The organism is Pseudomonas typographi (assembly GCF_014694385.1).
Classification (GTDB): Bacteria; Pseudomonadota; Gammaproteobacteria; order Pseudomonadales; family Pseudomonadaceae; genus Aquipseudomonas; species Aquipseudomonas typographi.
In genome coordinates this window covers 15,989-42,109 of the sequence record NZ_JAAOCA010000037.1, presented here as the reverse complement: position 1 = coordinate 42,109, position 26,121 = coordinate 15,989, and the positions used below count along the sequence as shown (strand labels likewise).

At 62.2% G+C, this 26,121-nt stretch carries 24 protein-coding genes, 1 tRNA gene and 1 pseudogene; 16 read left to right on the top strand and 10 right to left on the bottom strand.

Annotated elements, in window-relative coordinates:
- Position 1: 1 nt before the first annotated feature.
- Positions 2-415, bottom strand: coding sequence for a rhodanese-like domain-containing protein (locus HAQ05_RS23065; protein WP_190425047.1), 414 nt, complete (start codon positions 413-415; stop codon positions 2-4).
- A gap of 195 nt (positions 416-610) precedes the next feature.
- On the opposite strand from HAQ05_RS23065, the gene gpmI reads away from it, so the two are divergent.
- From gpmI to HAQ05_RS23030, 7 genes are all read left to right on the top strand, one after another.
- The gene (gene gpmI, locus HAQ05_RS23060) at positions 611-2,146 is read left to right on the top strand and encodes a 2,3-bisphosphoglycerate-independent phosphoglycerate mutase (RefSeq protein WP_190425044.1); all 1,536 of its coding nucleotides are present in this window, start codon (positions 611-613) and stop codon (positions 2,144-2,146) included.
- Positions 2,147-2,261: 115 nt separating this feature from the next.
- Positions 2,262-3,539: a murein hydrolase activator EnvC family protein gene (locus tag HAQ05_RS23055; protein ID WP_190425041.1), complete on the top strand. Its 1,278-nt coding sequence runs from the start codon at positions 2,262-2,264 to the stop codon at positions 3,537-3,539.
- Between the two features lie 38 nt (positions 3,540-3,577).
- Positions 3,578-4,915 (top strand): S41 family peptidase, encoded by a 1,338-nt coding sequence (locus tag HAQ05_RS23050; RefSeq protein ID WP_190425039.1) that lies wholly within the window; start codon positions 3,578-3,580, stop codon positions 4,913-4,915.
- Position 4,916: 1 nt separating this feature from the next.
- On the top strand, positions 4,917-5,690 hold the full coding sequence (locus HAQ05_RS23045) for a divergent polysaccharide deacetylase family protein (protein ID WP_190425038.1): 774 nt from the start codon (positions 4,917-4,919) through the stop codon (positions 5,688-5,690).
- A 195-nt stretch (positions 5,691-5,885) separates the two neighbouring features.
- Positions 5,886-6,065 (top strand): hypothetical protein, encoded by a 180-nt coding sequence (locus tag HAQ05_RS23040; RefSeq protein ID WP_190425036.1) that lies wholly within the window; start codon positions 5,886-5,888, stop codon positions 6,063-6,065.
- A gap of 627 nt (positions 6,066-6,692) precedes the next feature.
- Positions 6,693-7,499 carry a hypothetical protein gene (locus HAQ05_RS23035; protein WP_190425034.1) on the top strand — a complete coding sequence of 269 codons (807 nt, stop codon included), beginning with the start codon at positions 6,693-6,695 and terminating at the stop codon, positions 7,497-7,499.
- A complete protein-coding gene (locus HAQ05_RS23030) occupies positions 7,487-9,991 on the top strand; it encodes a trypsin-like serine peptidase (RefSeq protein ID WP_190425032.1) in 2,505 nt (834 codons plus the stop codon). The genes HAQ05_RS23035 and HAQ05_RS23030 overlap by 13 nt, the downstream gene beginning before the upstream one ends.
- A gap of 13 nt (positions 9,992-10,004) precedes the next feature.
- Here the strand turns inward: HAQ05_RS23030 and hisF are convergent, their stop codons facing one another.
- The 5 genes from hisF to HAQ05_RS23005 form a co-directional block, all read right to left on the bottom strand.
- Positions 10,005-10,775: an imidazole glycerol phosphate synthase subunit HisF gene (hisF, locus tag HAQ05_RS23025; RefSeq protein ID WP_190425030.1), complete on the bottom strand. Its 771-nt coding sequence runs from the start codon at positions 10,773-10,775 to the stop codon at positions 10,005-10,007.
- A gap of 2 nt (positions 10,776-10,777) precedes the next feature.
- Positions 10,778-11,515 carry a 1-(5-phosphoribosyl)-5-[(5-phosphoribosylamino)methylideneamino]imidazole-4-carboxamide isomerase gene (gene hisA / locus HAQ05_RS23020; RefSeq protein WP_190425029.1) on the bottom strand — a complete coding sequence of 246 codons (738 nt, stop codon included), beginning with the start codon at positions 11,513-11,515 and terminating at the stop codon, positions 10,778-10,780.
- Positions 11,516-11,606: 91 nt separating this feature from the next.
- Positions 11,607-12,245 (bottom strand): imidazole glycerol phosphate synthase subunit HisH, encoded by a 639-nt coding sequence (gene hisH / locus HAQ05_RS23015; RefSeq protein WP_190425026.1) that lies wholly within the window; start codon positions 12,243-12,245, stop codon positions 11,607-11,609.
- The gene (gene hisB / locus HAQ05_RS23010; RefSeq protein ID WP_190425023.1) at positions 12,245-12,838 is read right to left on the bottom strand and encodes an imidazoleglycerol-phosphate dehydratase HisB; all 594 of its coding nucleotides are present in this window, start codon (positions 12,836-12,838) and stop codon (positions 12,245-12,247) included. Before hisB ends, hisH begins: the two co-directional genes overlap by 1 nt.
- 111 nt (positions 12,839-12,949) lie before the next feature.
- Entirely contained in the window at positions 12,950-14,599 is a 1,650-nt protein-coding gene (locus tag HAQ05_RS23005) for an OFA family MFS transporter (protein ID WP_190425021.1), read from the bottom strand.
- Positions 14,600-14,955: 356 nt separating this feature from the next.
- Here HAQ05_RS23005 and HAQ05_RS23000 point away from each other — a divergent pair, with 356 nt between their 5' ends.
- The 6 genes from HAQ05_RS23000 to HAQ05_RS22975 all read left to right on the top strand — a co-directional run bounded on the left by HAQ05_RS23000 (position 14,956) and on the right by HAQ05_RS22975 (position 19,781).
- Positions 14,956-17,178 carry an AsmA family protein gene (locus tag HAQ05_RS23000; RefSeq protein WP_190425018.1) on the top strand — a complete coding sequence of 741 codons (2,223 nt, stop codon included), beginning with the start codon at positions 14,956-14,958 and terminating at the stop codon, positions 17,176-17,178.
- Positions 17,175-18,239, top strand: a complete 1,065-nt coding sequence (gene mutY, locus HAQ05_RS22995; protein ID WP_190425015.1) for an A/G-specific adenine glycosylase — start codon at positions 17,175-17,177, stop codon at positions 18,237-18,239. The genes HAQ05_RS23000 and mutY overlap by 4 nt, the downstream gene beginning before the upstream one ends.
- Positions 18,236-18,508, top strand: a complete 273-nt coding sequence (locus HAQ05_RS22990; protein ID WP_190425013.1) for an oxidative damage protection protein — start codon at positions 18,236-18,238, stop codon at positions 18,506-18,508. Before mutY ends, HAQ05_RS22990 begins: the two co-directional genes overlap by 4 nt.
- Before the next feature lie 88 nt (positions 18,509-18,596).
- Positions 18,597-18,672, top strand: a tRNA-Phe gene (locus tag HAQ05_RS22985).
- 159 nt (positions 18,673-18,831) lie between these two features.
- A complete protein-coding gene (locus HAQ05_RS22980) occupies positions 18,832-19,287 on the top strand; it encodes a hypothetical protein (RefSeq protein ID WP_190425010.1) in 456 nt (151 codons plus the stop codon).
- Between the two features lie 47 nt (positions 19,288-19,334).
- Positions 19,335-19,781, top strand: a complete 447-nt coding sequence (locus HAQ05_RS22975) for a DUF3828 domain-containing protein (protein WP_190425007.1) — start codon at positions 19,335-19,337, stop codon at positions 19,779-19,781.
- On the opposite strand, the gene HAQ05_RS22970 is transcribed toward HAQ05_RS22975, so the two are convergent.
- Positions 19,782-20,180 carry a GFA family protein gene (locus HAQ05_RS22970; protein WP_190425004.1) on the bottom strand — a complete coding sequence of 133 codons (399 nt, stop codon included), beginning with the start codon at positions 20,178-20,180 and terminating at the stop codon, positions 19,782-19,784. It abuts the gene before it with no gap.
- Positions 20,181-20,337: 157 nt separating this feature from the next.
- On the opposite strand from HAQ05_RS22970, the gene HAQ05_RS22965 reads away from it, so the two are divergent.
- Complete coding sequence (locus HAQ05_RS22965) at positions 20,338-20,649, top strand: hypothetical protein (protein WP_190425001.1); 312 nt, start codon at positions 20,338-20,340, stop codon at positions 20,647-20,649.
- Positions 20,650-20,730: 81 nt separating this feature from the next.
- On the opposite strand, the gene gabP is transcribed toward HAQ05_RS22965, so the two are convergent.
- Positions 20,731-22,125: a GABA permease gene (gene gabP / locus HAQ05_RS22960; RefSeq protein WP_190424998.1), complete on the bottom strand. Its 1,395-nt coding sequence runs from the start codon at positions 22,123-22,125 to the stop codon at positions 20,731-20,733.
- Positions 22,126-22,554: 429 nt separating this feature from the next.
- On the opposite strand from gabP, the gene HAQ05_RS22955 reads away from it, so the two are divergent.
- A complete protein-coding gene (locus tag HAQ05_RS22955; protein WP_190424995.1) occupies positions 22,555-23,298 on the top strand; it encodes a transporter substrate-binding domain-containing protein in 744 nt (247 codons plus the stop codon).
- Positions 23,298-24,493 (top strand): annotated as a pseudogene (locus HAQ05_RS22950) (methyltransferase). The gene HAQ05_RS22955 and the pseudogene HAQ05_RS22950 overlap by 1 nt, the downstream one beginning before the upstream one ends.
- A 151-nt stretch (positions 24,494-24,644) precedes the next feature.
- Here HAQ05_RS22950 and HAQ05_RS22945 read toward each other — a convergent pair.
- Positions 24,645-25,271: a response regulator transcription factor gene (locus HAQ05_RS22945; RefSeq protein ID WP_190424992.1), complete on the bottom strand. Its 627-nt coding sequence runs from the start codon at positions 25,269-25,271 to the stop codon at positions 24,645-24,647.
- Positions 25,272-25,340: 69 nt separating this feature from the next.
- Positions 25,341-26,084 (bottom strand): molecular chaperone, encoded by a 744-nt coding sequence (locus HAQ05_RS22940; protein WP_190424988.1) that lies wholly within the window; start codon positions 26,082-26,084, stop codon positions 25,341-25,343.
- Positions 26,085-26,121: the final 37 nt, after the last annotated feature.

Below are 26,121 nucleotides of genomic sequence, written 5' to 3'. Positions count from 1 at the left end.
ATCACTTCACCACGGGTAAGTTGTCGCCGCGCCAGCTGGAGATGCCGCCACCGAGGCGGGCGGCGGTATAGCCGGCCTTGAGCAGGTCACGGCAAACCGCGCCGGCATGCTGGCCCATGGCGTCGACGACGATCAGGGTTTTACCCTTGTGTTTTTCAAGCTCTGCCATACGGCTGGCGAGTTTGTCTTGGGGGATGTTCAGCGCGTCGACGATATGGCCGCCGGCGAACTCCTTCTTGTTGCGGATATCGACCACCACGGCTTTATCGGCGTTGACCAGCGCGGTGAGTTCGCGTGGGCTGAGCGAGCGCCCGCCGCCTTTCATTTCATGCAACAGCAACAGTACCAGCAGGATCGCGAAAAGCCCGGCGAGTAGGTAGTGATTGGTAGCGAATTCGAAAAGATGAGCGACCATCAGCGGGTTCCACAGCGTTAAAATGGCGGCCAGTATACACACCCGGCAAGGCCGGCCAAAGCCCGCCGGGCGGCAGTTTCATGGAACCGCGGCGGCTAATGTGGGTCTGTGGCTGTTCAACAACCCTTTTCGTCAACGGCGGCATTTTCCCTTAGAATTGGCGCCCCTTCCAACCATCGCCGCGAGCCCGTTCCCATGACTACCACGCCCAAGCCCTTGGTCCTCATCATCCTGGACGGATTCGGGCACAGCGACAGCCACAAGTACAACGCCGTATACGACGCGAAAAAACCTAACCTCGATCGCCTGCTGGCCACCCAGCCCAATGGGCTTATCTCAGGCTCCGGCATGGACGTAGGCCTGCCGGAGGGGCAAATGGGCAACTCCGAGGTGGGCCACATGAACCTGGGCGCCGGGCGCGTGGTGTACCAAGACTTCACCCGTGTCACCAAGGCCATCCGCGACGGGGACTTCTTCAACAACGAAGTACTCTGCGGCGCCGTAGACAAAGCCGTGCAGGGTGGTAAGGCGGTGCATGTGATGGGGCTTTTATCCGATGGCGGCGTGCACAGCCACCAAGACCACATCGTGGCGATGCTGGAGCTGGCGGCGCAGCGCGGCGCCGAGAAGCTCTACTTGCACGCCTTCCTCGATGGCCGCGACACCCCGCCCAAGAGCGCGCAGCAGTCCCTTGAGCTGGTGGACCGAACGTTCGCCAAACTGGGCAAGGGCCGTATTGCCAGCCTGGTGGGCCGCTACTTCGCAATGGACCGCGACAACCGCTGGGACCGCGTGGCCGCAGCCTATGAGCTGATCGTCGACGGCACCGCCGACTACCACGCCAACACCGCCGTAGAAGGGCTGCAAGCCGCCTACGAACGCGGCGAGAGCGATGAATTCGTTAAAGCCACCACCCTTGGTGAGCCGGTAAAAGTGCAAGACGGCGACGCGGTGGTGTTCATGAACTTTCGCGCCGACCGCGCCCGTGAGCTGTCGCGGGTGTTCGTCGAAGATGACTTTACCGACTTCCCGCGCAAGCGCCAGCCAAAGCTGGCCGCCTATGTGGGCCTCACACGGTACTCGGCGAACATCCCGGCCCCTGCCGCGTTCGGCCCCAGCAGCCTGAACAACGTGCTGGGCGAATACCTGGCCAAGTGCGGCAAAACCCAACTGCGCATCGCCGAAACCGAGAAGTACGCCCACGTGACGTTTTTCTTCTCCGGTGGGCGCGAAGAGCCCTTCGAAGGCGAAAAACGCATCCTGATCCCATCGCCGAAGGTCGCCACCTACGACCTGCAACCTGAAATGAGCGCACCGGAGGTGACCGACAATATCGTCGACGCCATCGAGCACCAGCGTTTCGACGTGATCGTGGCCAACTACGCCAACGGCGACATGGTCGGCCACAGCGGCATACTCGACGCCGCCACTAAGGCCGTGGAATGCCTGGACACCTGCCTGGGGCGCATTACCGAAGCGCTGGCCAAGGTAGGCGGCGAAGCATTGATCACCGCCGACCACGGCAACTGCGAAATGATGGAAGACGAAAGCACTGGCCAGGCCCACACCGCCCACACCACTGAACCGGTGCCGTTCATCTACGTGGGCCAACGCAAGGTCAAGGTGCGCGAAGGCGGTGTGCTGGCCGACGTGGCGCCGACCATGTTGTTCCTGATGGGCCTCGATAAGCCCGAGGAGATGACCGGCCGCTCGATCCTGGCAGATGCCTGATCCCGGCCGTGCCAGGCTTGGCCGGGGTGCGCCGCGGCGTGCCTCGGTTGTTGTCGAAACATTTTCCTGGGGCGGGCATACTAGGCCGGTCCCCCCATACGGTGCCTTCCCTTCGATGCTTCGCACCCTTCTCGCCTTAGTATTGGCGTGCCTCGTATTGCCGGCCTTGGCCGATGACCGCGCGCAAACCCAGCAGCAGCTGGAAAAAACCCGGCAAGACATCGCGGACCTGCAGAAAACGCTTGGGCAAATTCAGCAAGAACGTTCTGGTGTGCAGAAAGACCTGCGCGAAACTGAAACCGAAATGGGTAAGCTTCAAAAGCAGGTGGAGGCCCTGCAAAACGAACTAAAAAAGAGTGAAAGCGAGCTGCAGCGCCTGGACGGTGAGAAAAAAAAACTCCAGGGCGCCCGCACTGAGCAGCAGCGGTTGATCGCGATCCAGGCCCGCGCGGCGTACCAAGGCGGCCGCCAGGAATACCTCAAGCTGCTGCTTAACCAGCAGAACCCTGAAAAGTTCGCCCGCACCCTCACCTATTACGATTACCTGAGCAAGGCCCGCCTAGAGCAACTGCGCAGCTTCAATGAAACCTTGGGCCAGCTGGCAGATGTCGAAAAACAAATATCCCTCGAGCAGGCCCAGCAGTTGGTACAGCAAAGCCAGCTCGACAGCCAGCGCGCCGAGCTTGAGAAAGCCCGCCAGCAGCGCCAGGCCGCGCTGGCCAAGCTCAACGACCAGTACAAGGCTGGCGGTGACAAACTGCAGGCCCGCCAACAGGACCAAGCCGAACTGGCCCAAGTGCTCAAGGCCATCGAAGACCGCATGGCCCGCGAGGCCGAGCAAGCCCGCCAGCGCGCCCTGGCCGCGCAACAGGAAGAAGACCGCCGCCGCCGCGAAGCCGCCGCCGATGCCAACCGCGGCAAAGACGACGACGCCCCGGTGCCCAAACGCAGCCCCGGGCAGATGGTTTCCGGCGGCGGGCAAACCTATGGCGGCGCTTTCGATGCGGCCAAGGGAAAACTTCCATGGCCGGTTGACGGTCGATTGTTGGCACGCTTCGGTGAAACCCGCGGCAGCGATGAACGGACCAAGTGGGACGGCGTGATGATCTCGGCACCGGCCGGTGCCACGGTACGCGCCGTGCATGGTGGCCGGGTGGTGTTCGCCGACTGGTTGCGCGGCGCCGGACTTCTCGTCATTCTCGACCATGGCAACGGTTTTTTGAGCCTGTACGGCCATAACCAGACGCTCCTCAAGAGCGCCGGGGATGTGGTCAAGGCCGGGGAACCGATTTCGACCGTCGGCACCAGCGGCGGGCAGGACACACCAGCACTGTATTTCGCCATTCGCCAGCAAGGTCGGGCGACCGACCCCGCACAGTGGTGCCGCGGTTGACGCAGCGCCCGTAAACCAGGATCAGGAGTTCGTTCGACATGCTGCATTCGTCCCGCCTTACCTCGCTGGCCATGACCGTTGCGCTGGTGATTGCCGCACCGCTGGCCCACGCCGCCGACCCTGTTGCGGCGCCCGGCAAGGCCGCGGCGCCGGTAACCGCGCCTGCGGCGAAGAACCCGCTGCCACTCGAAGAGCTGCGTACCTTCGCCGAGGTAATGGACCGTATCAAGGCGGCCTACGTCGAGCCAGTAGACGACAAAACCCTGCTGGAAAACGCCATCAAGGGCATGTTAAGCAACCTTGACCCACATTCGGCCTACCTTGGCCCTGAAGACTTCGCGGAACTTCAAGAAAGCACCAGCGGCGAATTTGGCGGCTTAGGCATCGAAGTGGGCGTGGAGGATGGCTTCGTCAAAGTGGTGTCACCCATCGACGATACCCCTGCCAGCCGCGCCGGCATCCAGGCCGGTGACTTGATCGTGAAAATCAACGGCCAACCCACCCGCGGCCAAAGCATGACCGAGGCGGTGGATAAAATGCGCGGCAAGGTGGGCGAGAAAATCACCTTGACCTTGGTGCGCGACGGCGGCCAGCCCTTTGATGTGACCGTGGCGCGGGCCATTATCCAGGTCAAGAGCGTGCGTGCCCAAATGCTCGAAGATGGCTACGGCTACCTGCGCATCACCCAGTTCCAAGTCAAAACCGGCGAGGAAGTGACCAAGGCCCTGGCCCAACTGCGCAAGCAGAATGGCAACAAGAAGCTCAACGGCCTGGTGCTGGACTTGCGCAACAACCCCGGCGGCGTGTTGCAGGCCGCGGTCGAAACCGCGGACAACTTCCTCACCTCTGGGTTGATCGTATACACCAAGGGCCGCCTGCCCAACTCCGAATTGCGCTTCAATGCCGACCCGGTCGACCAAAGCGAAGGCGTGCCCTTGGTGGTGCTGATCAACGGTGGCAGTGCCTCGGCTTCGGAAATCGTCGCCGGCGCCCTGCAGGACCAAAAACGCGGCGTGCTGATGGGCACCGACAGCTTCGGCAAGGGCTCCGTACAAACCGTGCTGCCGCTGACCAATGATCGGGCGCTCAAGCTCACCACGGCGTTGTACTACACCCCTAACGGCCGTTCGATCCAGGCCCAGGGCATTGTTCCAGACGTAGAAGTGCGCCAAGGCAAGGTGACCGCCGACGCCGACAGCGAAACGTTCAAGGAAGCCGACCTGCAAGGGCACTTGGGCAACGGCAACGGCGGCGCCGACCGCCCCACCCCGCAGGCCAGCCCGGCGAGCAAAAAAGCCCGCCCACAAGACGGCGACTTCCAGCTTAGCCAGGCGTTGGCGCTGCTCAAGGGGCTGAAGGTCACCCGCGGCAATTAAGGTGCGTGCCCTCTTTAGGCATTGGCTGGCCGCCGCGTTGCTCGCGGTGTGCTGGCCGGGCGCCGCCCAGGCACAAGCGCCGGCGTTTATCTCGATCATCATCGACGATCTCGGCCAGAACCCGCCCCGCGACCAGCGTGCCCTGAACCTGCCAGGCCCGGTGACCTTGGCGGTGATGCCAGATACCCCCCACGCCGCTGAATTCGCCCGCCAAGCGCATAAAGCCGGCAAAACGGTGATCATCCACATGCCCATGGACCCGGCCGGCGGGCCCTTCGCTTGGCGCCCGGACCTGCCCCCTACCGAGCTGCAAAGCCGGCTTGATGCCGCCTTCGAGGCGGTCCCCTTTGCTGCGGGCCTGAACAACCACGAAGGCAGCCGCATGACCTCCCAGCCCGAGGCCATGGAAATGCTCATGAGCACCTTGCAACAACGCCATCTGTTCTTCATCGACAGCCGCACCAGCGCCAGCACCGTCGCCGCCGCCAAGGCCCAAGCCATCGGCCTGGCCAGTGCCTCGCGCGATGTGTTCCTCGATGATACCCGCACCGCCGAGGCGATCAGCGCGCAGTTGGCGGCGGCGATTCGCCTGGCTAAGAAGCAAGGCTCGGCATTGGTGATCGGCCACCCGCACCCGGTGACGCTAGACGTACTGGAGCGCGAACTGCCCAAGCTCAAGGCCGAGGGTGTGGAATGGATACCGCTGCGGCAGTTGATTGCCGAGCGGGGAAACAAAGCCATGGGCGGGCATGGAAAAAACGGCCTTTATCATTAAGGGCGTTTTCGGGTTTTTCCGATAACCCCCTTGGCAAGCTTTGGTTAGCGGAGCCCGCCGCAATAGCCTGACGCCCACGTCAAGCCCCATGCCCAGCCTTCATAGCGCGCGGCAGCTACCAGTGCTGTTTCAAAGCACGGGAGCTGACCAATGCCCAGTGCGTCGCCCGCGGGCACAGTCGAGAGGCCGCGCCCCATGAAGATGCCGCTCTATTTCGGCGAACTCAAAGACCAGAGGGCCGTAACAGCCCAGGTCGAACGGCTGCTGATGGTCGATGACCGCGGGCGGGACATTGCCGTACCGCAACTGGCCGAGCCGCTTGAGGCGCTCACCCTGGCCCCAGCTACTGGCCTAAGCAACGCGACCCAGTGCTGATCGATTGCACCGGTATTGTACGCGGTGCCTATGGCAATGCAGTTCTGAACGCCCAGCAGGAAGTCGTTGCCATCCTCAGCGATGCGGCCAAAAACGCGCTTTGGGCGGTAATTTGCCCCCCTAAAAGGGTGTTTCGGTACCCAGCGGGAGGATTACCTATGCCGAAACTGTGGCCTGTTTCCTATCGTGGCTGTGGCCATTAAGGGTATGGCGTCGGCAGAGCAAGGCACAAACGGCGAACCTGCCCAAGCGCGCATGCGCTTCGAAACCAAGGCAGGCTATTCCCAGTGCACGGTGGGGGAACCCCGGCAGAGTGTACACAGCCCCACGGTTGCAGTGCCCCCATCCCCGTACAACAGGCCGACCATACGGTGCCTTTGCTCGAACCTCTGGGCGCGCGGTACATCTGCGGGGGCGAGCAACCCGAACGTGATGGCAGCGTGAGCCTGAACCGGGCGCGAAACGCCGGGATCCGAGGGGTGACCCATGTTCAGCGTAAAAGAAGCCCACAAAGTGGATGAATTGGCTAAAGGCCTGCGATTTTTCGGGCGTTTCCGATTAGTAAGGCGCGCCGCTTCGGATACGGTAGCGAACGCGGCGCATTGCCCAGAACTACGGAAACCCCTCATGCCAACAAATAACGTTACCCGTAACAAGGGCAATTACCGGCCCACCTTGAGCAAAAAGATCAACTCCAAGCCTGGCGAAGGGCCTACAGAGGCCGAAAACCGCCTGGGCAAGGCTCGGGCGGCACTGCAAAAAGAGCTGCGCTCAGTTAACAACAGGGAGTTGCGCGCCACGAATGCGCGCTTCCAGCATAACGGTGTGTGGCAACGGTTGTTGGAACTGCAAGGTTCACCGGCCATGATCAAGCTGAACCGTAGACGCCAACAGATCGAGCAACAGATCAAGCAGTTGGACGCTGCCATGGTTGACCGGGCCATCGGTGCCATGCGTATCGAATTCGATGAGCATTTAGCCCGGGTGCTGGGGGTGTCGGTCGCTGAAATACAACTCTTATCCATCGGCCAGAAAACCGAGGCGTTTCGCAAATACGCCTCCGAGGTCCCGGAAGGTATGCCGCAGCGCTTCGAAACCTTCGAAGCGGGCTTTTCTGTATTGGTAGAACAGCAACGGGCGAAAGCACCCAGCCAAATCCAGGCTTGTCTAGAGTTTGCGCTGTGCCACGTGCTGCCCAATGCGCTGAGCCTGGCCCAGCACCTGAATGTCGACGCCTTGCCGAACTGGCCGGGCTCGTTTCCGCCGGGCGCCGAAGGCGCTGCCATCCCCGTGGGGCAGGGCCCGCGGGGCAGCGGCATGGCGGCCCAAGCACCCGCCGCCACCTGGATGGGCGTGCCATTGCTGGCCGTGCCACGCGCAGACGCCTCGCCCTCTGTTACAACCTGCGATGCCGCAATGGAATGGCAGCACTGACGCAATCGTTCGAGGCATTACAGAATAAAACCGATGCTTTTATTCGTGACATTGGCCGAAAGGGTCATTGGCCAGAGCTCGCCGCGGAGCATCCAATAGCGCTGAACCTGCTCACAAGCCTGCCGGAGTTCCCGCCGGACCATGCCATACGGGTTTTCGACCCTGTGGGCCAAGAACAGGCCCGCTACCCCGCCATTGCCGCGCCACAGCAACGCCTGCATTTCATCGACCTCGTTCAGCAGGCCAACGGTACCTATACGGCCAACCGCCCAGCCCAAACGGCCCACACAATGGCGAGCGCTAACCCGCTGGAACTGATTCTGCCGCAATTGCGCCCTTACTCTGCCCTGGTGACTGGCGGTAACTTCCCCGGCGCAATGAGCCCCGAAGGCCAACAAATCGTCGTGCACGAGAAAATGGCCGCCGCCGCTCGCCAGAAGCCAGTGGCCATCCGCCAGGAAATGGCCGAGGCACATGCAACCACACTGCCCACCGACTTTCTGAAATGGCTACCCAATGCTGGCAAAACCGGGCGCAGCAGCCTGGTTGCCCGGCTGATTGAGCAGTTTCCTCATATTCCCGAGTCGCGCATACAGCAGGTGCTGGTTGACCATATACCCAGCGCCGCTCAGCGCAACCAGTTCCTCTACGAAAATGGTGAACTTCCCGAGCTTTACCGGGCGCTTTATCAGGAAAGCGCCAATCTTGAACATCAAGCCGAACAGGCCGCGCACCAGGACTACATCCGCCACGCCAGGCCATACGACGTGCAAGCCGACGCAACGCTGCGCGAGGTGGCGAACAGCACGCTGGCGAGCATCGGCTGCGAGCTGCATATTCTCAAGCCGGGCGAAACGGCACCCGCAAGCGGCGATACCCAAGCGGCCGTCACGCTGTATGACTATGGCCTGGGGCGGTATGGCGACACCCCTTCGGAACACCCTTACATCCCCTCCGACGCCAAAACCGACAGTTTTTTCCAGGCCATTAACCGCCAACTGCCTGAAGCGCAAAGGCGCCAACTCGGTGCCAACTCGGAAGTGGACATAGTAGGCTTGCGCCGGCACCTGGCCGATGCTGCAGCGGCCCGCGAGCCCTCGTGTGCGCCCACGGCCGTTTTGACCCTGCCAACCGCGACCTACGACTCGGCGACCTACAGCTGGCCCAACGATTGGGGCCGCGGGTTCGGCAACTACGATGCGCAGGCCACACTGCTCACCAATACCGATGGGCAAAATGACCGGTTCATGGGCATTGGCCGCCTCGATAACCAATGCACGGCATTTCTGATCAAAACGCCGCCCACGAAAAAAGCGGTGGCCATTACCAACGCTCACTGCGTCGACCTTGAAGACGGCCAGATAGTGACCCATCGCAAAGAGGTACACACCATCGAGTTCGGCGCCTTCAAGGGCTCCCAGCCGGTGTTTGCCACCGCCGAGCAACTTCTGTTCGCTAACCGGCGGCGCCATGACCTTGCATTGCTGAGGCTTAACGTAACGTTAGCGCAACTGCAAGCCAGGGGCGTGCAGCCGCTGGAGATTGCCAATAAGGCCACGCCCATCGGCCATGATCTGGTTATTGCCGGATACCCCAACAACGGCGAACAAATCGACTTGCAGTTATCCACCTGTGTGCGCCAACCGGTGGGGGGCGACATCTGGAAAATCCAACGGCACGGCCTACAGCACGATTGCCTGAATGTGAACCCCGGCGCGTCGGGTAGCCCCATCATTGACCGCGCCAGCGGCGAGGTCATAGCGGTCTCCAGCCACGTTCTTGGGGACGAAAGCGGAGGCCACGGAGGGCTCGTGACCGATCTGAAAGGCTGCTTCAATGGGCGCCTACCTAAACTTAAAAACTGCGTGCTATTGCCTGCACACGATATGCAAATATCAGGGGATACCGGCTTCAGAGTATCCGCGCAGGGCGGCGAGGCCAAACCTGCCCAACTGAGCTTCAGTACGGACCAGCGCTACTTTCAGTACAAAGTAGGCACTTCACCTGCCGCCTGCGAACAACCAGGCGGCTACAGCGTGCCAATGCAGGCTGGCGAGCAGGATCACCTGGTCGAAATGGCGGACTCGGCCAGTACCAATTATGCCTGCGCGGTTGCCCAGCCGGGCGCTGACGGGGCCATGACCAAAGGCATGCTACACAACGCCGCGATTCACGCTCTCGTCCCCTTACGCGAGGGGGAAACCCTTAAACCACATGTGGAGATTGCTGATAGGGATAATGGCAACTACCAATTGGTAGTCGCACAAGAGATCACCAGCCCCGCGAGACTATTCAGCAAGTTCGGCCCTGCCCGAGATACCGATTGCAATGAGCCTGAAGGGTACCACCCGGCAGAAGCCATCGAGTTCGTGCTCGCGCTCGCTGAGGATGTGAAACACTGCGCCAAGGCTATCGACCCTGACGGCCAGGAGTCCAGCCCCGTCGAAAGCCTATTGGCCGCTGCGCCCCTAGGCCCTGAACGCGAAGCATGAAGCCCAGCGCCGATTAGCGCACCACGATACCCCGTGCCGCCAGATAGGCTTTCGCCTCCGGCACGGTGTACTCGCCAAAGTGGAAAATACTGGCCGCCAGCACCGCGCTGGCGTGGCCTTCAAGCACGCCATCGGCCAGGTGCTGCAGATTACCTACGCCGCCCGAGGCGATCACTGGAATGCCCAATGCGTCGCTGATGGCGCGCGTTACGCCGAGGTCAAAGCCGTTTTTCATGCCGTCCTGGTCCATGCTGGTGAGCAGGATCTCGCCGGCACCCAATCCTTCCATTTTTTGCGCCCACTGCACGGCATCCAGGCCGGTAGGCTTGCGCCCACCGTGGGTGAAGATCTCCCAACGCGGCGTTTCGCCGAGCGCCGATACCTTCTTGGCGTCGATGGCGACCACGATGCACTGTGAGCCGAAGCGCGCCGCCGCCTCCCCGACGAACTCGGGGTTGAACACCGCGGCGGTGTTGATCGACACCTTGTCGGCCCCGGCATTGAGCAGGTTACGGATGTCTTGCACGGTACGCACGCCACCGCCCACGGTCAGTGGGATGAATACCTGGCTGGCCATGCGTTCTACGGTGTGCAGGGTGGTGTCCCGGCCATCGACGCTGGCGGTAATGTCGAGAAAGGTGATCTCGTCGGCACCCTGCTCGTCGTAACGCCGGGCGATTTCCACCGGGTCGCCCGCATCACGGATGTTCTCGAACTTGACGCCCTTGACCACCCGGCCGTTATCGACGTCCAGGCAAGGGATGATGCGTTTGGCGAGGGCCATGGTCAGTTCCCGTGGTTGTCACAAAACGCCTGCGCCTCGGCCACGTCCAGCGTGCCCTCGTAGATGGCGCGGCCGGTGATGGCGCCGATGATGCCGGGGGCATTGGCATCGAGCAGGGCCTTGATGTCGCTGAGGTTATGGATGCCGCCCGAGGCGATTACCGGAATGCGCGTGGCTTCGGCCAGGGCCTTGGTGAAGGGCACGTTGCAGCCCTGCATCATGCCGTCCTTGGCGATATCGGTATACACGATAGCCGCCACACCGTCGGCTTCGAAGCGCTTGGCCAGGTCAATTACTTGCACGCTGCTCACTTCTGCCCAGCCGTCGGTGGCGACGAAACCGTCCTTGGCATCCAGGCCGACGATGACCTTGCCCGGAAAGGCCCTGCACGCCTCGGCGACGAACTCCGGTTGCTTCACCGCTTTGGTGCCGATGATCACATAGCTCACACCTGCTTTGACGTAATGCTCGATGGTTTCCAGTGAACGGATACCACCGCCGATTTGGATCGGCAGGCGCGGATAACGCTTGGCAATGGCGGTGACCACTTCACCGTTGACCGGCTGGCCTTCGAAGGCGCCGTTCAGGTCTACCAAGTGCAGCCGGCGGCAGCCGCCGTCGACCCACTTGGCGGCCATGCTCACCGGGTCGTTGGAAAACACCGTGGAGTCTTCCATCCGGCCCTGGCGCAAGCGCACACAGGCACCGTCTTTTAGGTCGATCGCGGGAATGATAAGCATAGGTTTTCCTTCGGAAACAGTCGCAAGCCTCAAGCTACAGGCCGGGCACGGTATTCATTCGCCCGCAACGGGTAGCTTGGTACGTTGTTCTTTACCAACGCCCGTCCCAGGCGATGAAGTTCTGCAGCAGTTGCAGGCCGTGGGTGTGGCTTTTTTCGGGGTGGAATTGCACAGCGAAGCGCGAGCCATCGGCCAGCGCCGCGGCGAAATCGACGCCATAATGGCCGCGCCCGACCACCTGGCCCGCCTTGGCCGCTTCGATATAGAAGCTGTGCACGAAATAGAAACGCGCGTGGTCGGGGATGTTGTGCCATAGCGGATGGTCCACGGCCAGGCTGATTTCGTTCCAGCCCATGTGCGGCACCTTCAGGTGTTCGCCCCCTTCGTGCAAACCTTTGCCGAAGAAGCGTACCTGGCCGGGAAACAGCCCAATGCAATCGACACCGCCGTTTTCTTCGCTGCGTTCCATCAATGCCTGCATGCCTACGCAGATTCCCAGGAATGGGCGGTCTTGGCTGACCTCGCGCACCAGGCTGTCGAAGCCCAGCCGGCGAATCTCAGCCATGCAGTCACGAATCGCGCCCACGCCGGGGAACACCACGCGGTCGGCCTCGCGGATCACCGTGGCGTCGCTGGTGACCAGCACCTTGCCCGCGCCTACGTGCTCCAGGGCCTTGGCCACCGAGTGCAGGTTGCCCATGCCGTAGTCAATCACCGCCACTGTTTGCATTACAGCACGCCCTTGGTCGAGGGCATTTGCCCGGCCATGCGCTCGTCGACCTCGACGGCCATGCGCAGCGCGCGGCCGAAGGCCTTGAACACGGTTTCGATCTGGTGGTGGGTGTTGATGCCCCGCAGGTTGTCGATGTGCAGGGTTACCTGGGCGTGGTTGACGAAGCCCTGGAAAAACTCCTGGAACAGGTCTACATCGAAACGGCCGACCACCGCGCGTGTGTAGGGCACGTTCATGTGCAAGCCGGGGCGGCCGGAAAAGTCGATGACCACCCGCGACAGCGCTTCATCCAGCGGCACATAAGCATGGCCATAGCGGCGGATGCCTTTTTTGTCGCCCACCGCCTGGGCGAAGGCCTTGCCCAAGGTGATGCCAACATCTTCCACCGTGTGGTGGTCGTCGATATCCAGGTCGCCCTTGCATTCGATGTCGAGGTCGACCAGCCCATGCCGGGCGATCTGGTCGAGCATATGCTCAAGAAAAGGCACGCCGATATCGAACCGGGCCTTTCCGGTGCCATCCAGGTTGATCGAGGCTTTGATCTGGGTTTCCAGGGTATTGCGCTCGACGAACGCCTTACGTTCGGCCATTACCAGCTCCGCAATGAATCGTGGGCGAAAAGGTAGGCATTATAAGGCCAGAAGGGGTTCGGGTGCAGCAGGAATTCCCCGGCGCGCACAGCGGTGCGCCGGGGGCGCTGGCTAGAAAAGCACTGCGGTTTTCTGCAGGGTCACGATCACCCCCCAGGCCAGGGGCAGGCCCACGGCCAACCAAGCCACGATCACCGCCAGCCGGGTGTTCGGCGCGGCGTGCCACTCCAGCACGTTGGCGGTGCCTGGCGCAGCCTTGTCGTGGCCGATGGCGCGCTCGGCGGCCAGTTGCTCGTCGGTCATGAAGTACTTATCCGCGACCGGGCGCACCAGGGCGTTGCAAATAAAGCCCAACGCCAGCAGGCCAACCAGGATGTACAGGGTTTTGTCGTACACCGCCGCCGGTGCCACACCGTGGGCGAGTTGGTACTCACGCAGGTAGTTCACCAACACCGGGCCCAGTACCCCCGCCGCGGCCCAGGCAGTAAGCAAGCGGCCATGGATCGCGCCGACCATTTGCGTACCGAACAGGTCGGCCAGGTAAGCCGGCACAGTGGCAAAACCGCCGCCGTACATCGACAAGATAATGCAGAACGCCGTCACGAACAGCACCACATTGCCCAGGTGGCCGAGGTTCGGCACCAGGCCATAGAGCGCCGCGCCCAGGGCGAAGAACACGAAATAGGTGTACTTGCGCCCGATATAGTCGGAAAACGACGCCCAGAAAAAACGCCCGCCGATGTTGAACAAGCTAAGCAAGCCAGTAAAGCCCGCGGCGATCGCCGCCACTTGCTTGAGCTGGTCGGCCGACAATTCCTTGAACGACAGCACGGTGCCGATCAACTGGCCACCGAACACCTCCTGCAGCAATGGCGAAGCCATGCCCAAGATGCCGATACCGGCCGACACGTTCAGGCACAGCACCAGCCACACCAGGGCAAACTGTGGGGTTTTCCAGGCCACGCTCACATGCACGTGGCGGTCGGTGATCATGCTGTTGCCGGTATTCTTCGCCGGCGGCACCCAACCTTCGGGCTTCCAGCCGGTAGGCGGTACACGGTAGGTGAGCGCGCCAGCGATCATGAACACGAAGTAGATCAGCGCCATCACCAGGAAGGTTTGCCACACGCCCACGTCGCCGGGCGAGGCGAAGCTGCTCATCAACGAGGTCGCCAACGGCGCTCCGACCATCGCGCCGCCGCCGAAGCCCATGATCGCCATGCCGGTGGCCATGCCGCGTTTGTCGGGGAACCACTTGATCAGCGTGGACACCGGCGAAATGTACCCCAGGCCCAGGCCGATACCGCCGATTACCCCAGAGCCTATCCACATCAGCCAGATTTGGTGGGTGTACACGCCCAGCGCCGAAATCACCAGGCCGCCACACCAGCACACCGCCGAGACGACCCCCGCCTTGCGTGGCCCGGCGCGTTCCAGCCAGCCGCCCCAAATGGCCGCGGAGCACCCCAGGAAGATGAAGAACAGCGTGTAGACCCAGCCCAGCATCGAGATCGGCCAGTCACAGGTGGATGAAAACACTTGGCTGATAAAGTCCATCTCTGCCGGGCACGCGGTGCCGATGGCCTTGGACAGCGGCAACCAGAACACCGAGAAGCCATAGGCCATGCCGATGCACAAATGGATGGCCAGTGCTGCCGGCGGCACCAGCCAACGGTTGAAGCCCGGCCGGGCGATGATTCGCTCCTTCGACAGGAACGGCGCCTGGGCGGCGTGATCGCTACCCGGAACAGTGACGCTCATTGTTATTCCCCCAGATAAGTATTGGCTCAAGGACTACTACGCCGAGCACGATCTTGTTGGCACGCAAGGCTACGATCGCTTTATCGGCAGGGGTTGGAAAACCGCGACATATTGCCGCGCAAGGCCCCGAACGGCGCAAGGTTAACATTTGTTCAGGCGCTTGAAAGCAAATTGCCACCAGCTTTTTTGCCTGATCTGTGACGCCGTCGCCAACCCCCGCCGCACCGACCAGCGTAGCCAATGCCGGACGCCCCTGCCGCTTGTGCGCCACTGCACCGCGGCATTGGGTTTAACCACCCTGGCGCTGCGCCTATACTGGGCCGCTTATTTAAGAACCGACCTACAAGGACCCGCCCATGAAAGCGTTCGGCAAAATCCTGGGGATTTTCGTGCTCGGGTTGTTGCTGATCCTGGTGGCGCTTGGCTTTGCCCTGACCCATCTGTTCGATCCCAATGACTATAAAGACGAAATTCGCAAGCTGGCGCGCGACAGAGCCCACGTCGAGTTGACCCTCAACGGCGACATCGGCTGGAGCCTGTTCCCCTGGCTGGGCCTGGAACTGCACGATGCCAGCGTGGCGACGCTGCAGAACCCGAGTACCCCGTTCGCCGACCTGCAACTGCTGGGCCTCTCGGTGCGGGTATTGCCATTGCTGCGCAAAGAAGTGCAGATGAGCGACGTTCGCGTGGACGGCCTTAACCTGAAACTGGCCCGCGACGCCAGCGGCCACGGTAACTGGCAAGACATCGGCACACCTTTGGCCGACGGCCAGCAACCCACGACACCACCCACCGCTGGCAACGACGGCCCACAAACCCCGCCCGCGCGCAGTGAACGGCCGATGAAGCTCGACATCGACAGCCTGACGGTCAACAACGCCACGGTGACCTACAGCGACGCGCAAAGCGGCCGCAACTTCACCGCCGAGAGCATCCAACTGAGTACTGGCGCGGTGCGCGAGAGCAGTGACATCCCGGTCAAGCTGACCGCATTCCTGGGCACCAACCAACCGCAAATGCGGGCCCGCACCGAACTTGCCGGCCAATTGCGCTTCGACCGCGTGCTCAAGCGCTACCAGTTCGAAGACATGCGTTTGTCTGGGGAGGTCTCCGGCGAGCCGCTGCAAGGTAAGACGATGACCTTCTCGACCCAAGGGCAACTGCTCGCAGACCTGGCCGCCAATGTGGCCGACTGGAGCAACCTGAAGCTCTCGGCCAACCAGCTACGGGCCCTGGGCGAGCTACACCTGCGCAACCTGGACAGCGACCCGCAACTGGCCGGTGCGCTGTCCATCGCCCAGTTCGACCTGCGCGCGTTCCTCGACGGCATCGCCCAGCCGCTGCCGGCCACCGCTGACCCCACGGCGCTGGCCCAGGTTGAACTGGTGGCGCGCCTGCAGGGCTCAAAAAACGCCCTGGCCCTCGAAGACCTGACTGCCAAGGTCGATGGCAGCACGTTCAATGGCCGCCTGGCGGTCGACGACATCGCCCGGCAGGCCGTGCGCCTGCAGCTCAAGGCTGACCGCTTCAATGCCGACCGCTACCTGCCGCCGCAAAGCAAAGACGCCGAGGGCCAAGCCGCGGCGCGCAAAGCCGAAGTGCAAGGCACCGAGCAGGCCGCCGTGGCCAGCGCCGGCACCACGCCGCTGCCAAACGCACCCAGCAAAGAGGCCTGGAGCGACGACCGGCTGTTCCCCGTTGAGCGCCTGCGCGCGCTCGACCTGAATGCCGACCTGGCCTTTGGGCAACTCACGCTGAAAAACGTCGCGATCGACAACGCTGCACTCAGGGTGCAAAGCCAGGCGGGGCTGGCCTCGCTGCAAACGCTCAGTGGTGAAATCGCCAACGGCCGCTTCGAAACCCACGGCAGCCTCGATGTACGCGGCGACACGCCGCAGTTAGCCCTACAAGCCCAAGTGCAGCGGGTGCCGGTAGAGCTGATCCTCAAGGCGCAGAACCCCGAACCACCCCTGCGCGGCGGCCTGAACCTGACCGGCGAGGTGACCGCCAGCGGCAACAGCCAGAAAGCACTGGTCGAAACCTTGAACGGCAACGCGCGGTTCAACCTCGACAACGGCGTGCTGGTGAACGCCAACCTGGAACAACAGCTGTGCCAAGGCATCGCCGCCCTCAACCAAAAAAGCCTTACCAGCGAGCCGCGCGGCAAAGACACTGCCTTCCGCCAATTGGGCGGTACCCTCACGCTGCGCGATGGCGTGGCCAACAACCCAGACCTGAAAGCCAGCATTCGAGGGCTACTGGTCAATGGCAAAGGTGCCATCGACCTGCGCGTGCTGGGCCTGGATTACACCCTTGGGGTGGTAGTCGAGGGCGACAAAGGCGACATGCCAGACCCCGCTTGCCAAGTGAACGACCGCTTTGCCAATGTCGAAGTGCCGATTCGCTGCCGTGGGCCGTTGGAGTTGGGCGCCAAGGCTTGCCGCCTCGACCGCGACGGCCTGGCCAGCGTGGGCGCGCAGTTGCTGCGCAACCGGGTAGAAGACAAAATCGATGACAAACTCGGAGACAAAGTGAGCCCGCAAATCAAAGATGCGCTCAAGGGGTTGCTCAAGCGATGAGCCCTGAGCAGTTTTCCAGCGCCGTGCTGGAGTGGTACGACCGCCATGGCAGGCACCACCTGCCCTGGCAACAGCAGATCAGCCCGTACCGCGTATGGGTGTCGGAAATCATGCTGCAACAAACCCAGGTCAGTACGGTGCTGGGGTACTTCGACCGCTTCATGGAGGCCTTACCCACGGTGGCGGCGCTGGCCGCGGCAGCGGAAGACGAAGTGCTGCACTTGTGGACGGGGCTGGGCTACTACACCCGCGCCCGCAACCTGCAGAAAGCCGCGCAGCAGGTGATGCAGCAGCACGGCGGCGAATTCCCCCGCGACCTGGACCAGCTCCAGGCGCTGCCGGGCATTGGCCGTTCTACGGCCGGCGCCATCGCCAGTATCAGCATGGGCCTGCGCGCGCCCATTCTGGATGGCAACGTAAAGCGCGTGCTGGCGCGCTTCACCGCACAGCCGGGCTACCCGGGCGAGCCGGCGGTAGCCAAGGCACTGTGGGCCACTGCCGAACGTTTTTTGCCGCACCAGCGAGCCAACCACTACACCCAAGCGATGATGGACCTGGGCGCCACCCTGTGCACCCGCAGCAAACCCACCTGCCTGCTGTGCCCCGTGCAAAAGGGCTGCCGCGCCAACTTGCTGGGCGAACAAACCCGCTTCCCCGAACCCAAGCCGCGCAAGGCGATCCCGCAGCGGCGCACGCTGATGCCACTGTTAGCCAACGAAAATGGCGCCATCTTGCTTTACCGGCGCCCTTCCAGCGGCCTGTGGGGCGGGCTGTGGAGCCTGCCGGAGCTCGACGCACTCGGCGACATCGAACACCTGGTGGCACAGCACGCGCTGGTGCAGGTGGGCGCACGGCAGATGCCCGAACTTACCCACACCTTCAGCCACTTCCAATTGGCTATCGAGCCCTGGCTGGTGCGGGTACAAGCCCCCAGCGCCCACATGGCCGAGGCCGACTGGCTCTGGTATAACCTCGCCACCCCGCCGCGCCTGGGCCTGGCCGCCCCGGTCAAGAAGCTGCTCAAGCACGCCGCCGACGCTTTGAATGGAGACCCGCAATGACCCGCACTGTGATGTGCCGTAAATACAAAGAACAACTGCCAGCGCTCGAGCGCCCGCCCTACCCTGGCCCTAAGGGCGAAGACATCTTCAACCACGTGTCGCAAAAAGCCTGGGCCGCCTGGCAAAAGCACCAGACCCTGCTGATCAACGAGCGCCGCTTGAACATGATGAACGCCGAAGACCGCAAGTTCATCCAACAAGAAATGGACAAATTTCTCTCCGGCGAGGACTACGCCCAGGCCGAAGGCTACGTACCACCCTCGGAGTGACTGGCCGGGCGTAAGCGGCGGGTTTAATTGAAATTTTTTCAAAACGCGCTTGACGCGCCGCGCAAAACCCCGTTTAATGCGCCCCGTTGCCCAGGTAGCTCAGTCGGTAGAGCAGGGGATTGAAAATCCCCGTGTCGGCGGTTCGATTCCGTCCCTGGGCACCACTGATTTTTAAAACCCCCGGTATTGAAAGATTCCGGGGGTTTTTTTATCTGTGTTTTCGTATCCTGTTCGCGGCGCCGAATTAATAGTAATGGTGTAGTTGGCCACTATCAGGGCAACCGTTACCTACCCCCTCCGCGCATTTTTCAAAGGCCATCCCCATGCCCTCCCCTCGCAAACAGCTGAAACAAAAACGCCGCGCTACCACCAAAGCTAAAGAAAAGCGCATCGCCCGCAATGGCGGCGAGCGCCAAGACCCTTTCGCCTCGGTGCCCTCGGACAACCCCATGAACGAAGCGGGCCAGGTAACGCCAGACCTGTTGCTGGCGGCCATGGAAGACAGCGGTGAGCTGCTCGAACTGTTCGGCGCCATGGCCGAGGCGCACAAGAACAGCCAGCAGGCGATGTGCGAGGCCTTTTTGCAGAGCGACCCCATGACGCGACTGGTGCAGCTGTGGGGCGAACAAGACCTTACCGATTTCATCTTCGGCTGCCTGGTGGGCTACAAACAGTGGCGTGACGACGCCGACGAAGACGCAGCCGTGGCCTGGGTAGAAAGCGAAACCTTCCTGCAAGACTACGTGGCCGCTTCCGAAGCGATTGCCGCAGGGCATTAATCATCGGAGAATCAGGGGGTTTGCCGCCACCTGATTAAGGAAGCCCGATGAAACGGCTGCTCGCTGCGCTCACCCTGACCCTATTGCCGCCGGCCCTGGCGTTGGCCGATACCACGGCCAAGCAAACCACCGAGGCCTTCTACACCTGGTACCTGCAAAGCTTTAGCCAGGACAAAGTGCCGCTGAACGATGACCTTCAGCAAATGAAGGCCTATGTGGCCGACAGCTTGCTCGACGGCCTGCGCAAGCAAATGGCTAGCGACGAAGGGCTGGAGGAAGACTACTTCATTAAATCCCAGGACTACGACGATAGCTGGCTGACCCACATCAACGTGACCGAACGCACCGCCAAGGGCACCAGCGCCATCGAAGACGTGGTGCTAGGCACCACGCAAGACAACAGCGTTGCACTGAACGTGACACTGAACAAGGTCAAGGACGGTTGGCGGATCGTCAAGGTCGACGGCGTGAAAACCGGCCTTACCCCTGACTGATCAGGCCTCGGGCGGCAGCCCTTGATGGTACATTTGGCCGCCACACGACTCTAACCAGGGCACGTCGTGGTCGGTCCAGATGTGCGCGTAGGGCAGCACGCCCGGATCATCGTCCAGGCTCGCCACCTTGAGCAGCAACTGCGCCTCCCCTTCGCGCTCGGCCAACAGCGGCGAGCCACACTGCCGGCAAAAGTAGCGCCGCACACCCGGCGCGGGCTCGAAGCACGCCAGCGCCTGCTGGCCGCCCAGCCAGCGAAATGCCTCCCGCGCCACCTGTGCATTGCTCGAGAACGCCGCCCCATGCGCTTTACGGCAGGTGCGGCAATGGCAATGCACGATCGCAGTCCCGAGCACCTCGACTTCATAACGCAGGGCGCCGCAAAGGCAGCTGCCTTTCATGCTGTATCTCCCGAATAAGGTGCCCCTATGCTCCCCCTCTGGCTTGCTGAGCACAATCGCCGCTTACCTAACCTTTACGTTTTCTAGACGGCGCTTTACACCCATTCGGGTTTTCATACACCTACGGCGAACGGTTAACTCGCCCGAGGAGAACGCCATGTTTTCGAAAATGACCAAGATCGTGCTGCTGTCGGCCTGCCTCATTGGCGCCGGGGTGGCGTCTACCAGCGCTTCGGCCGAGCCCAGCGACGTGATCGTCCCGGCCCTGGCCGGCGCCGCAGTGGGGGCAATCATCGCCAGCTCCATCGACGGCGGCGGGCACCACCGCCACCATGAGCAACGCTACTATGGCCCACAGCAGCAGGCCTACTATGCCCCACGGCCGGTGTACTACGCACCGCCACCGCCGCCGCGCCAGATGTATTACCAGCCAGGGCCGCCCCAGGGGCATTGGCAACGGGGCTGGTGATAAAGAAGGCCGCTACCCTCACGGGTGGCGGCCTTTTTAAGGCTTCGCAACAATTCAAGGCTTCGCAACAATCAGTCAGTGCTAAGCCTTGGCCACGCGGCTTTGCGCCAGGCCCGCAGCGGTGCGGCGGCGATCTACGATCAAGCCGGCGATCACCACAACCACGGTGAGCACACCGGTGGCGATGATCTCGGAGCGGTGGTCTTCACGCAGCGCCATCACCGACAGTACGGCAATGATGAAAACGATCACCGCATAGGTCAGGCCTGGGAACAGCCACATCTTGAATTCCAGCCTCTCGCCCTTGGCCTCTGCGGCGCGGCGCATGCGCAGTTGCGAGAAGGCGATGACCAAGTACACCAGCAAGGCAATGGCGCCCGAGCTGGCCAGCAAGAAGTCGAACACCGCCGCCGGCGCTACGTAGTTGGCGAACACCGCCAAAAACGCCGCGGCGGTAGACAGCAGCACAGCCACGTAGGGGGTACCGGCGCTGGACGTGCGCCGGGCTACGGCAGGCGCATCGCCGCGCTTGCTCAGTGAGAACAACATGCGCGATGAGGTATACAGCGCTGAGTTCAAGCAACTGGTCACGGCCACCAACACTACGATGTCGACGATCAGCTTGGCATGGGGAATGCCGATCAGGTCGAGCACCGCCTGGTAGGAACCAATCTGTGGCAGGTTCGGATCGTTCCACGGCACCAGGGCCACCACCAGGAAGATCGAAACCAGGTAGAACAGGAAGATGCGCCCGATCACCGAGTTGGTAGCCTTGGAAATTTGCTTGCCCGGCTCATTCGATTCGGCCGCGGCAATGGTCACGATTTCGGTGCCCATGAACGAGAACATGGTGGTGAGCATGGCTGCGACCACGGCGCCCAGGCCATTGGGCATGAAGCCCTGGGTGTCGGTGAGGTGGCTGATACCGGAGACTTGGCTGCCAGGGAACCAGCCGAACAAGGCGACCAAGCCCACCACGATGAAGGCGATAATCGCCAACACCTTGAGCAGGGCAAACCAGAACTCGAACTCTCCGTAATTCTTAACGCTGAACAGGTTGGTCACCGTCAGGGCCAAGGTGATCACCAAGGTGTAAGCCCAGATGTCGATGGCCGGGAACCAGGAGTGCAGGATGCCAGCGGCGGCGTTGGCTTCCAGCGGTATCACCAACACCCAGAACCACCAGTACAGCCAGCCGATGGTGAAGCCGGCCCAGCGGCCGATGGCGCGGTCGGCATAGGTGGAGAACGAACCGGTGTCGGGGTGCGCCACGGCCATTTCGCCGAGCATGCGCATTACCAGAACCACCAATGTACCGGCAGCGGCATACGCCAGCAAAACCGCGGGGCCGGCAGCCGCGATGGCCTTACCGGAACCGATGAACAGGCCCGCGCCGATAACCCCGGCGATGGACAGCATGGTCACATGGCGCTGCTTGAGCCCCTGTGCCAAGCCATTGTTTTGTGTGTTGCCCATAGGTTTACCTTCAGCAGGAGAAAGCGAACATCCGGCGGCATCGTCGTATGCTCGTAAAAATTAAACAACGCCACCGTTGCTAATAATTTACGCAAGAACCACGCCAGAACGTTGACTCGTCGCGCCAAGCCGCCTGGTAGACGCCTACCCCGCAGCATCGCGCAACGGGGTTCGGCACCCCTGCCACGCCTGGCTTTACGAAAATTCCCACAAGCGGGCGCATCATCGCACTCATTTGAGGCAAAGGTAACACCTTGGAACAAAAATGGTGCAACCATCCAGCGCAACCCATGCTAACGGCCACACACCCATGCAAACCTACCGATGCAACACGTTTTTGCCTGCCAGCCCATTGCCGCGCGTGATGTTTTTGCGCTAAACGCTGTCGAAGCTTGCAATAGGCATTTATTTTTCATGGAGCGTATGGAAATGCGAAGATTTCGCCCTTGGCTGCTTGCCACCCTAATGGCCATCGGCACGGCCCACGCGGCTGAAACACTGCGCATGGGCATGGAAGGCAACCGCCCGCCGTTTAATAGCACCGATGACAGCGGCCAAGTCGTGGGCTTCGATGCCGACCTGGGCATGGCGCTGTGCGCCAAGATGAAGGTGGAGTGCGAGATCGTGACCGTACCAACGGAGCAGTTGATCCCGGCCTTGATCGACAACCGCTTCGACTTCGTGATGTCGTCGATGTCGATTACCCCCGAGCGTAAGCAACTCGTCGACTTCACCGACCCCTATTACGTGACTAAGCTGCAATTTCTGGCCGCCCCCGAGGTTGAAGTCAGCAACGACCCCGCAAGCCTGATGGGCAAAAAGGTGGGCGCCCAGCACGAAACACGGGCGGCCGAATGGCTGCAAGCCAACGCCAGCCAAGTGGCCGATACACAGCTGTTCGAAGACCAAGATGCCCTTTACAACGCCCTCGCCGCCGGGCAAATCGACGCCGCACTGACCGACAAGTATGCGGCGTACGAATGGCTACGCACCGACACCGGCAAGCACTTCGAGCTTAAGAGCGAGCCGGTGGAAAACAGCGACCAGATCGGCATCGCCGTGCGCTTGAACGACCCACTTCGCGCCCGGCTCAACCTGGCGCTGAAGGACGCGCTGGCCGACGGTACGTTCAAGCGCATCAACGATAAGTATTTCCCGTTCAGTATCCGCTGATGGCGCAACGCTCGTTGCAGGCGCATTTCGAAGCGCTCGATGCGTTTTTGCTCGAGCACCAGCCGCTGTGGCGCCCCCGGCCATTCATGGCGCTGAGTTGCCCATGGGAGGCACAGTTGCCGGAACTGGCAAGTTGGTTGCGCGGGCGCAGCCTGGAGCAAGCCGAAGCCGACCAGCCGAGGCCCTACGCGTTGCCGGCACCGGCCCCCTACCCGGCACTGGCGGCACGTGCACAGCAATTATGCGAGCTGGCCGAGCTGCCGCGCACCGCGCTGCACCCGGCCGGCAGCCATGCCGCGGTCGACGTACCGGGGCGCAAATGGCAGCAAATCGAAGCCTTCGCCGGCCATTTGGCCTTCAGCACAACGCGCGCCACTGGCTGGATTGGTGCGCCGGCAAAGGCCATTTGGCGCGCCGCTTGGTGCAGGGTGAGCAACGGGCGACTTGCCTGGAACTTGCCCCGGCCTTGGTCGCCGCCGGGCAAGCGCTAAGCCTGCGCCAGCAACGGCCGGTAGCCCACCGCCAGCAAGACGTGATGGCCGCCAGTGCGGTGGGCCAGTTGGCCGAAGGTGACACCCCCGTGGCGCTACATGCCTGCGGCGACCTGCACGTGCGGCTGATGGCCGTGGCCACCGAGGCCGGCTGCCGGCAATTGGCGATTGCACCGTGTTGCTACAACCGCACCCAGGCCGACACTTACCAAGCGCTATCTACGCGAGCCCAGCGCAGCACGCTGCTGCTGGCGCGCCACGATCTGGCCCTGGTCGCCAGCGAAGCCGTGACCGCCGGGCGGCGGGTATGCCGGCAGCGGGATACGTCCATGGCCCGGCGCTTGGGTTTCGACCTTTGGCAGCGGCAGTTGCGCGGCGAAGACAGTTACTTACCTACGCCTTCATTACCCGCGAGCTGGCAAGCCTTGAGCATGCGCCAGTGGTGCATGAGTATGGCCGCGCTCAAAGGCCTGCAAGCGCCTGCCGAAGCGGACTGGCCCCGCTTGGAACAGCAGGGTTGGCAACGCTTGGCCCAGGTACGCAACCTCGAGCTGTTGCGCAACCTGTTCCGCCGGCCATTGGAGCTGTGGCTGGCGCTGGACCGTGCGCTTTACTTACAGCAAGCCGGCTTTCGCGTGCGCATGGGCACTTTTTGTGCCGCCACATTGACGCCGCGCAATGTGCTGCTACTCGCCGAGCGGTAACTGTGCACAAGCTGTGGGTAAAGCTGTGGGCAGGCGTGTGATAACAGTTATGGCAGCGCCCCGGCTTTTGGGCACCTGGCCAGCATCCGCGCCGGTTTTACCGTATGGCTTGCCGGCGGGCCTATTGTTATCGCGATTGTGAATAACCGGGCTAAGCGAGCCCGTGGCGCTCGACGATCACCGCCAGGTCAATGACCGAATGCACATTGAATTTTTCCAACAAACGCCGCTTGTGGGAGCTGACCGTTTTATTGCTGATACCCAATTGTTCGCCGATAGCCGCGTTGCTCATGCCTAGCCCCAGGTAATGCAGTACTTGCATCTCCCGAGGCGAGAGCTCTGCCACCACCTCCGCCTGCTCGGCCATTTCACGCCGGGGCGGCATCCCCAGGTTGATCTCTTGTGGGAAGTAAATGAACCCCGCTTGCAGCGCGCCCAGCGCCTGGACCAACTGCGCCATACCGTGGCGCTTGCACAGGTAACCGGCGGCGCCGGCCCGCATGCAGCGCGCGGCGTAATGCTCGGCTGGGTGGCCGCTGAGCACCAGCACCTTTGGCCGCTGGGGCGCTGTCATTAGCCGGTCCATCACGTCCAGGCCGCCCAAGCGTGGCATATCGAGGTCCAATATCAGCAAGTCCGCGTGTTGCTCACGCAGCCCTTGCAAGGTGTCGAGGCCATCGCTGGCTTCGTAGACAACATCGATAGCCGCCTCCTGAAGCGCGTGCCTGATGATCGCGCGAATGAACGGGTGATCATCGGCGATGATAGCGGTTCGCATGCCTATAACTCCTTGGGCTCCCATGCCCTTTGTGTGCCGCCCTTGGGCGCCGATAGTGCCGGTGCTTCCCTATGAACCGGCATTGCCTGTTTGTTCTGGATGTTGCATCGGCCGCACCTGTGGCCCTTCGACAAGGTCGAAACGGTACTGCTGCTGGCCAATCAGAGTAAAGCGTTCTGCTTGCCCTGGGCGCAGGTGCACCTTGCGCCCCAGCCCGCAAGGTTGCCCGCCAGGCGCACATAGGCGCAAGTTATCCACTACCACCGTGGTGTTACCACCGTTGTGCAGCGACAAGCCTGCCGCATCGCCTTCGATACGGGTGTTGTAACGGGTGCCGTCAGGGCGTACCACCAACACACCGCCGATGGCCTTGAGCACCTGTATGCCGGCGCCCAACGAAGCGGCATAGGCGCTGGCGTCTTCATCACGCAGGGCGAAGGCATCGCCAGCTTGCGGTACCACCGGAACGAACCTCACGCGAAAGTACCGCTCCACCGCGCGCCCACCGCGAAAGATCAAGCGCACGCTGTGAAAACCCTTGGCCGGAATGATGAACCGAGGCGGTGTGCCCAGCAAAGCACGTTGCAGCCCTTCGCTCGGCAGGGCGCTTTCAGTAGGCCGGCCTTGGGCATCGAAGGTGATTTCGGCCAGTTCGAGCCTCACGAAAGCCGTATGCTCGCCCCGGTTTTCCACCTGTTTCACCACGCTGCTACGGCCTGATTCCAGGTAGTTATAGAGGGCGCCCACGTGCAACTCCGGGCTGGCGCTCGCCTGGCTGAATGCGCCGAGTAGCGCGGCGACGGCGATACTCACGGAGCTTATCGTTGCTGCGCAGCGGTTATAGCTGTTC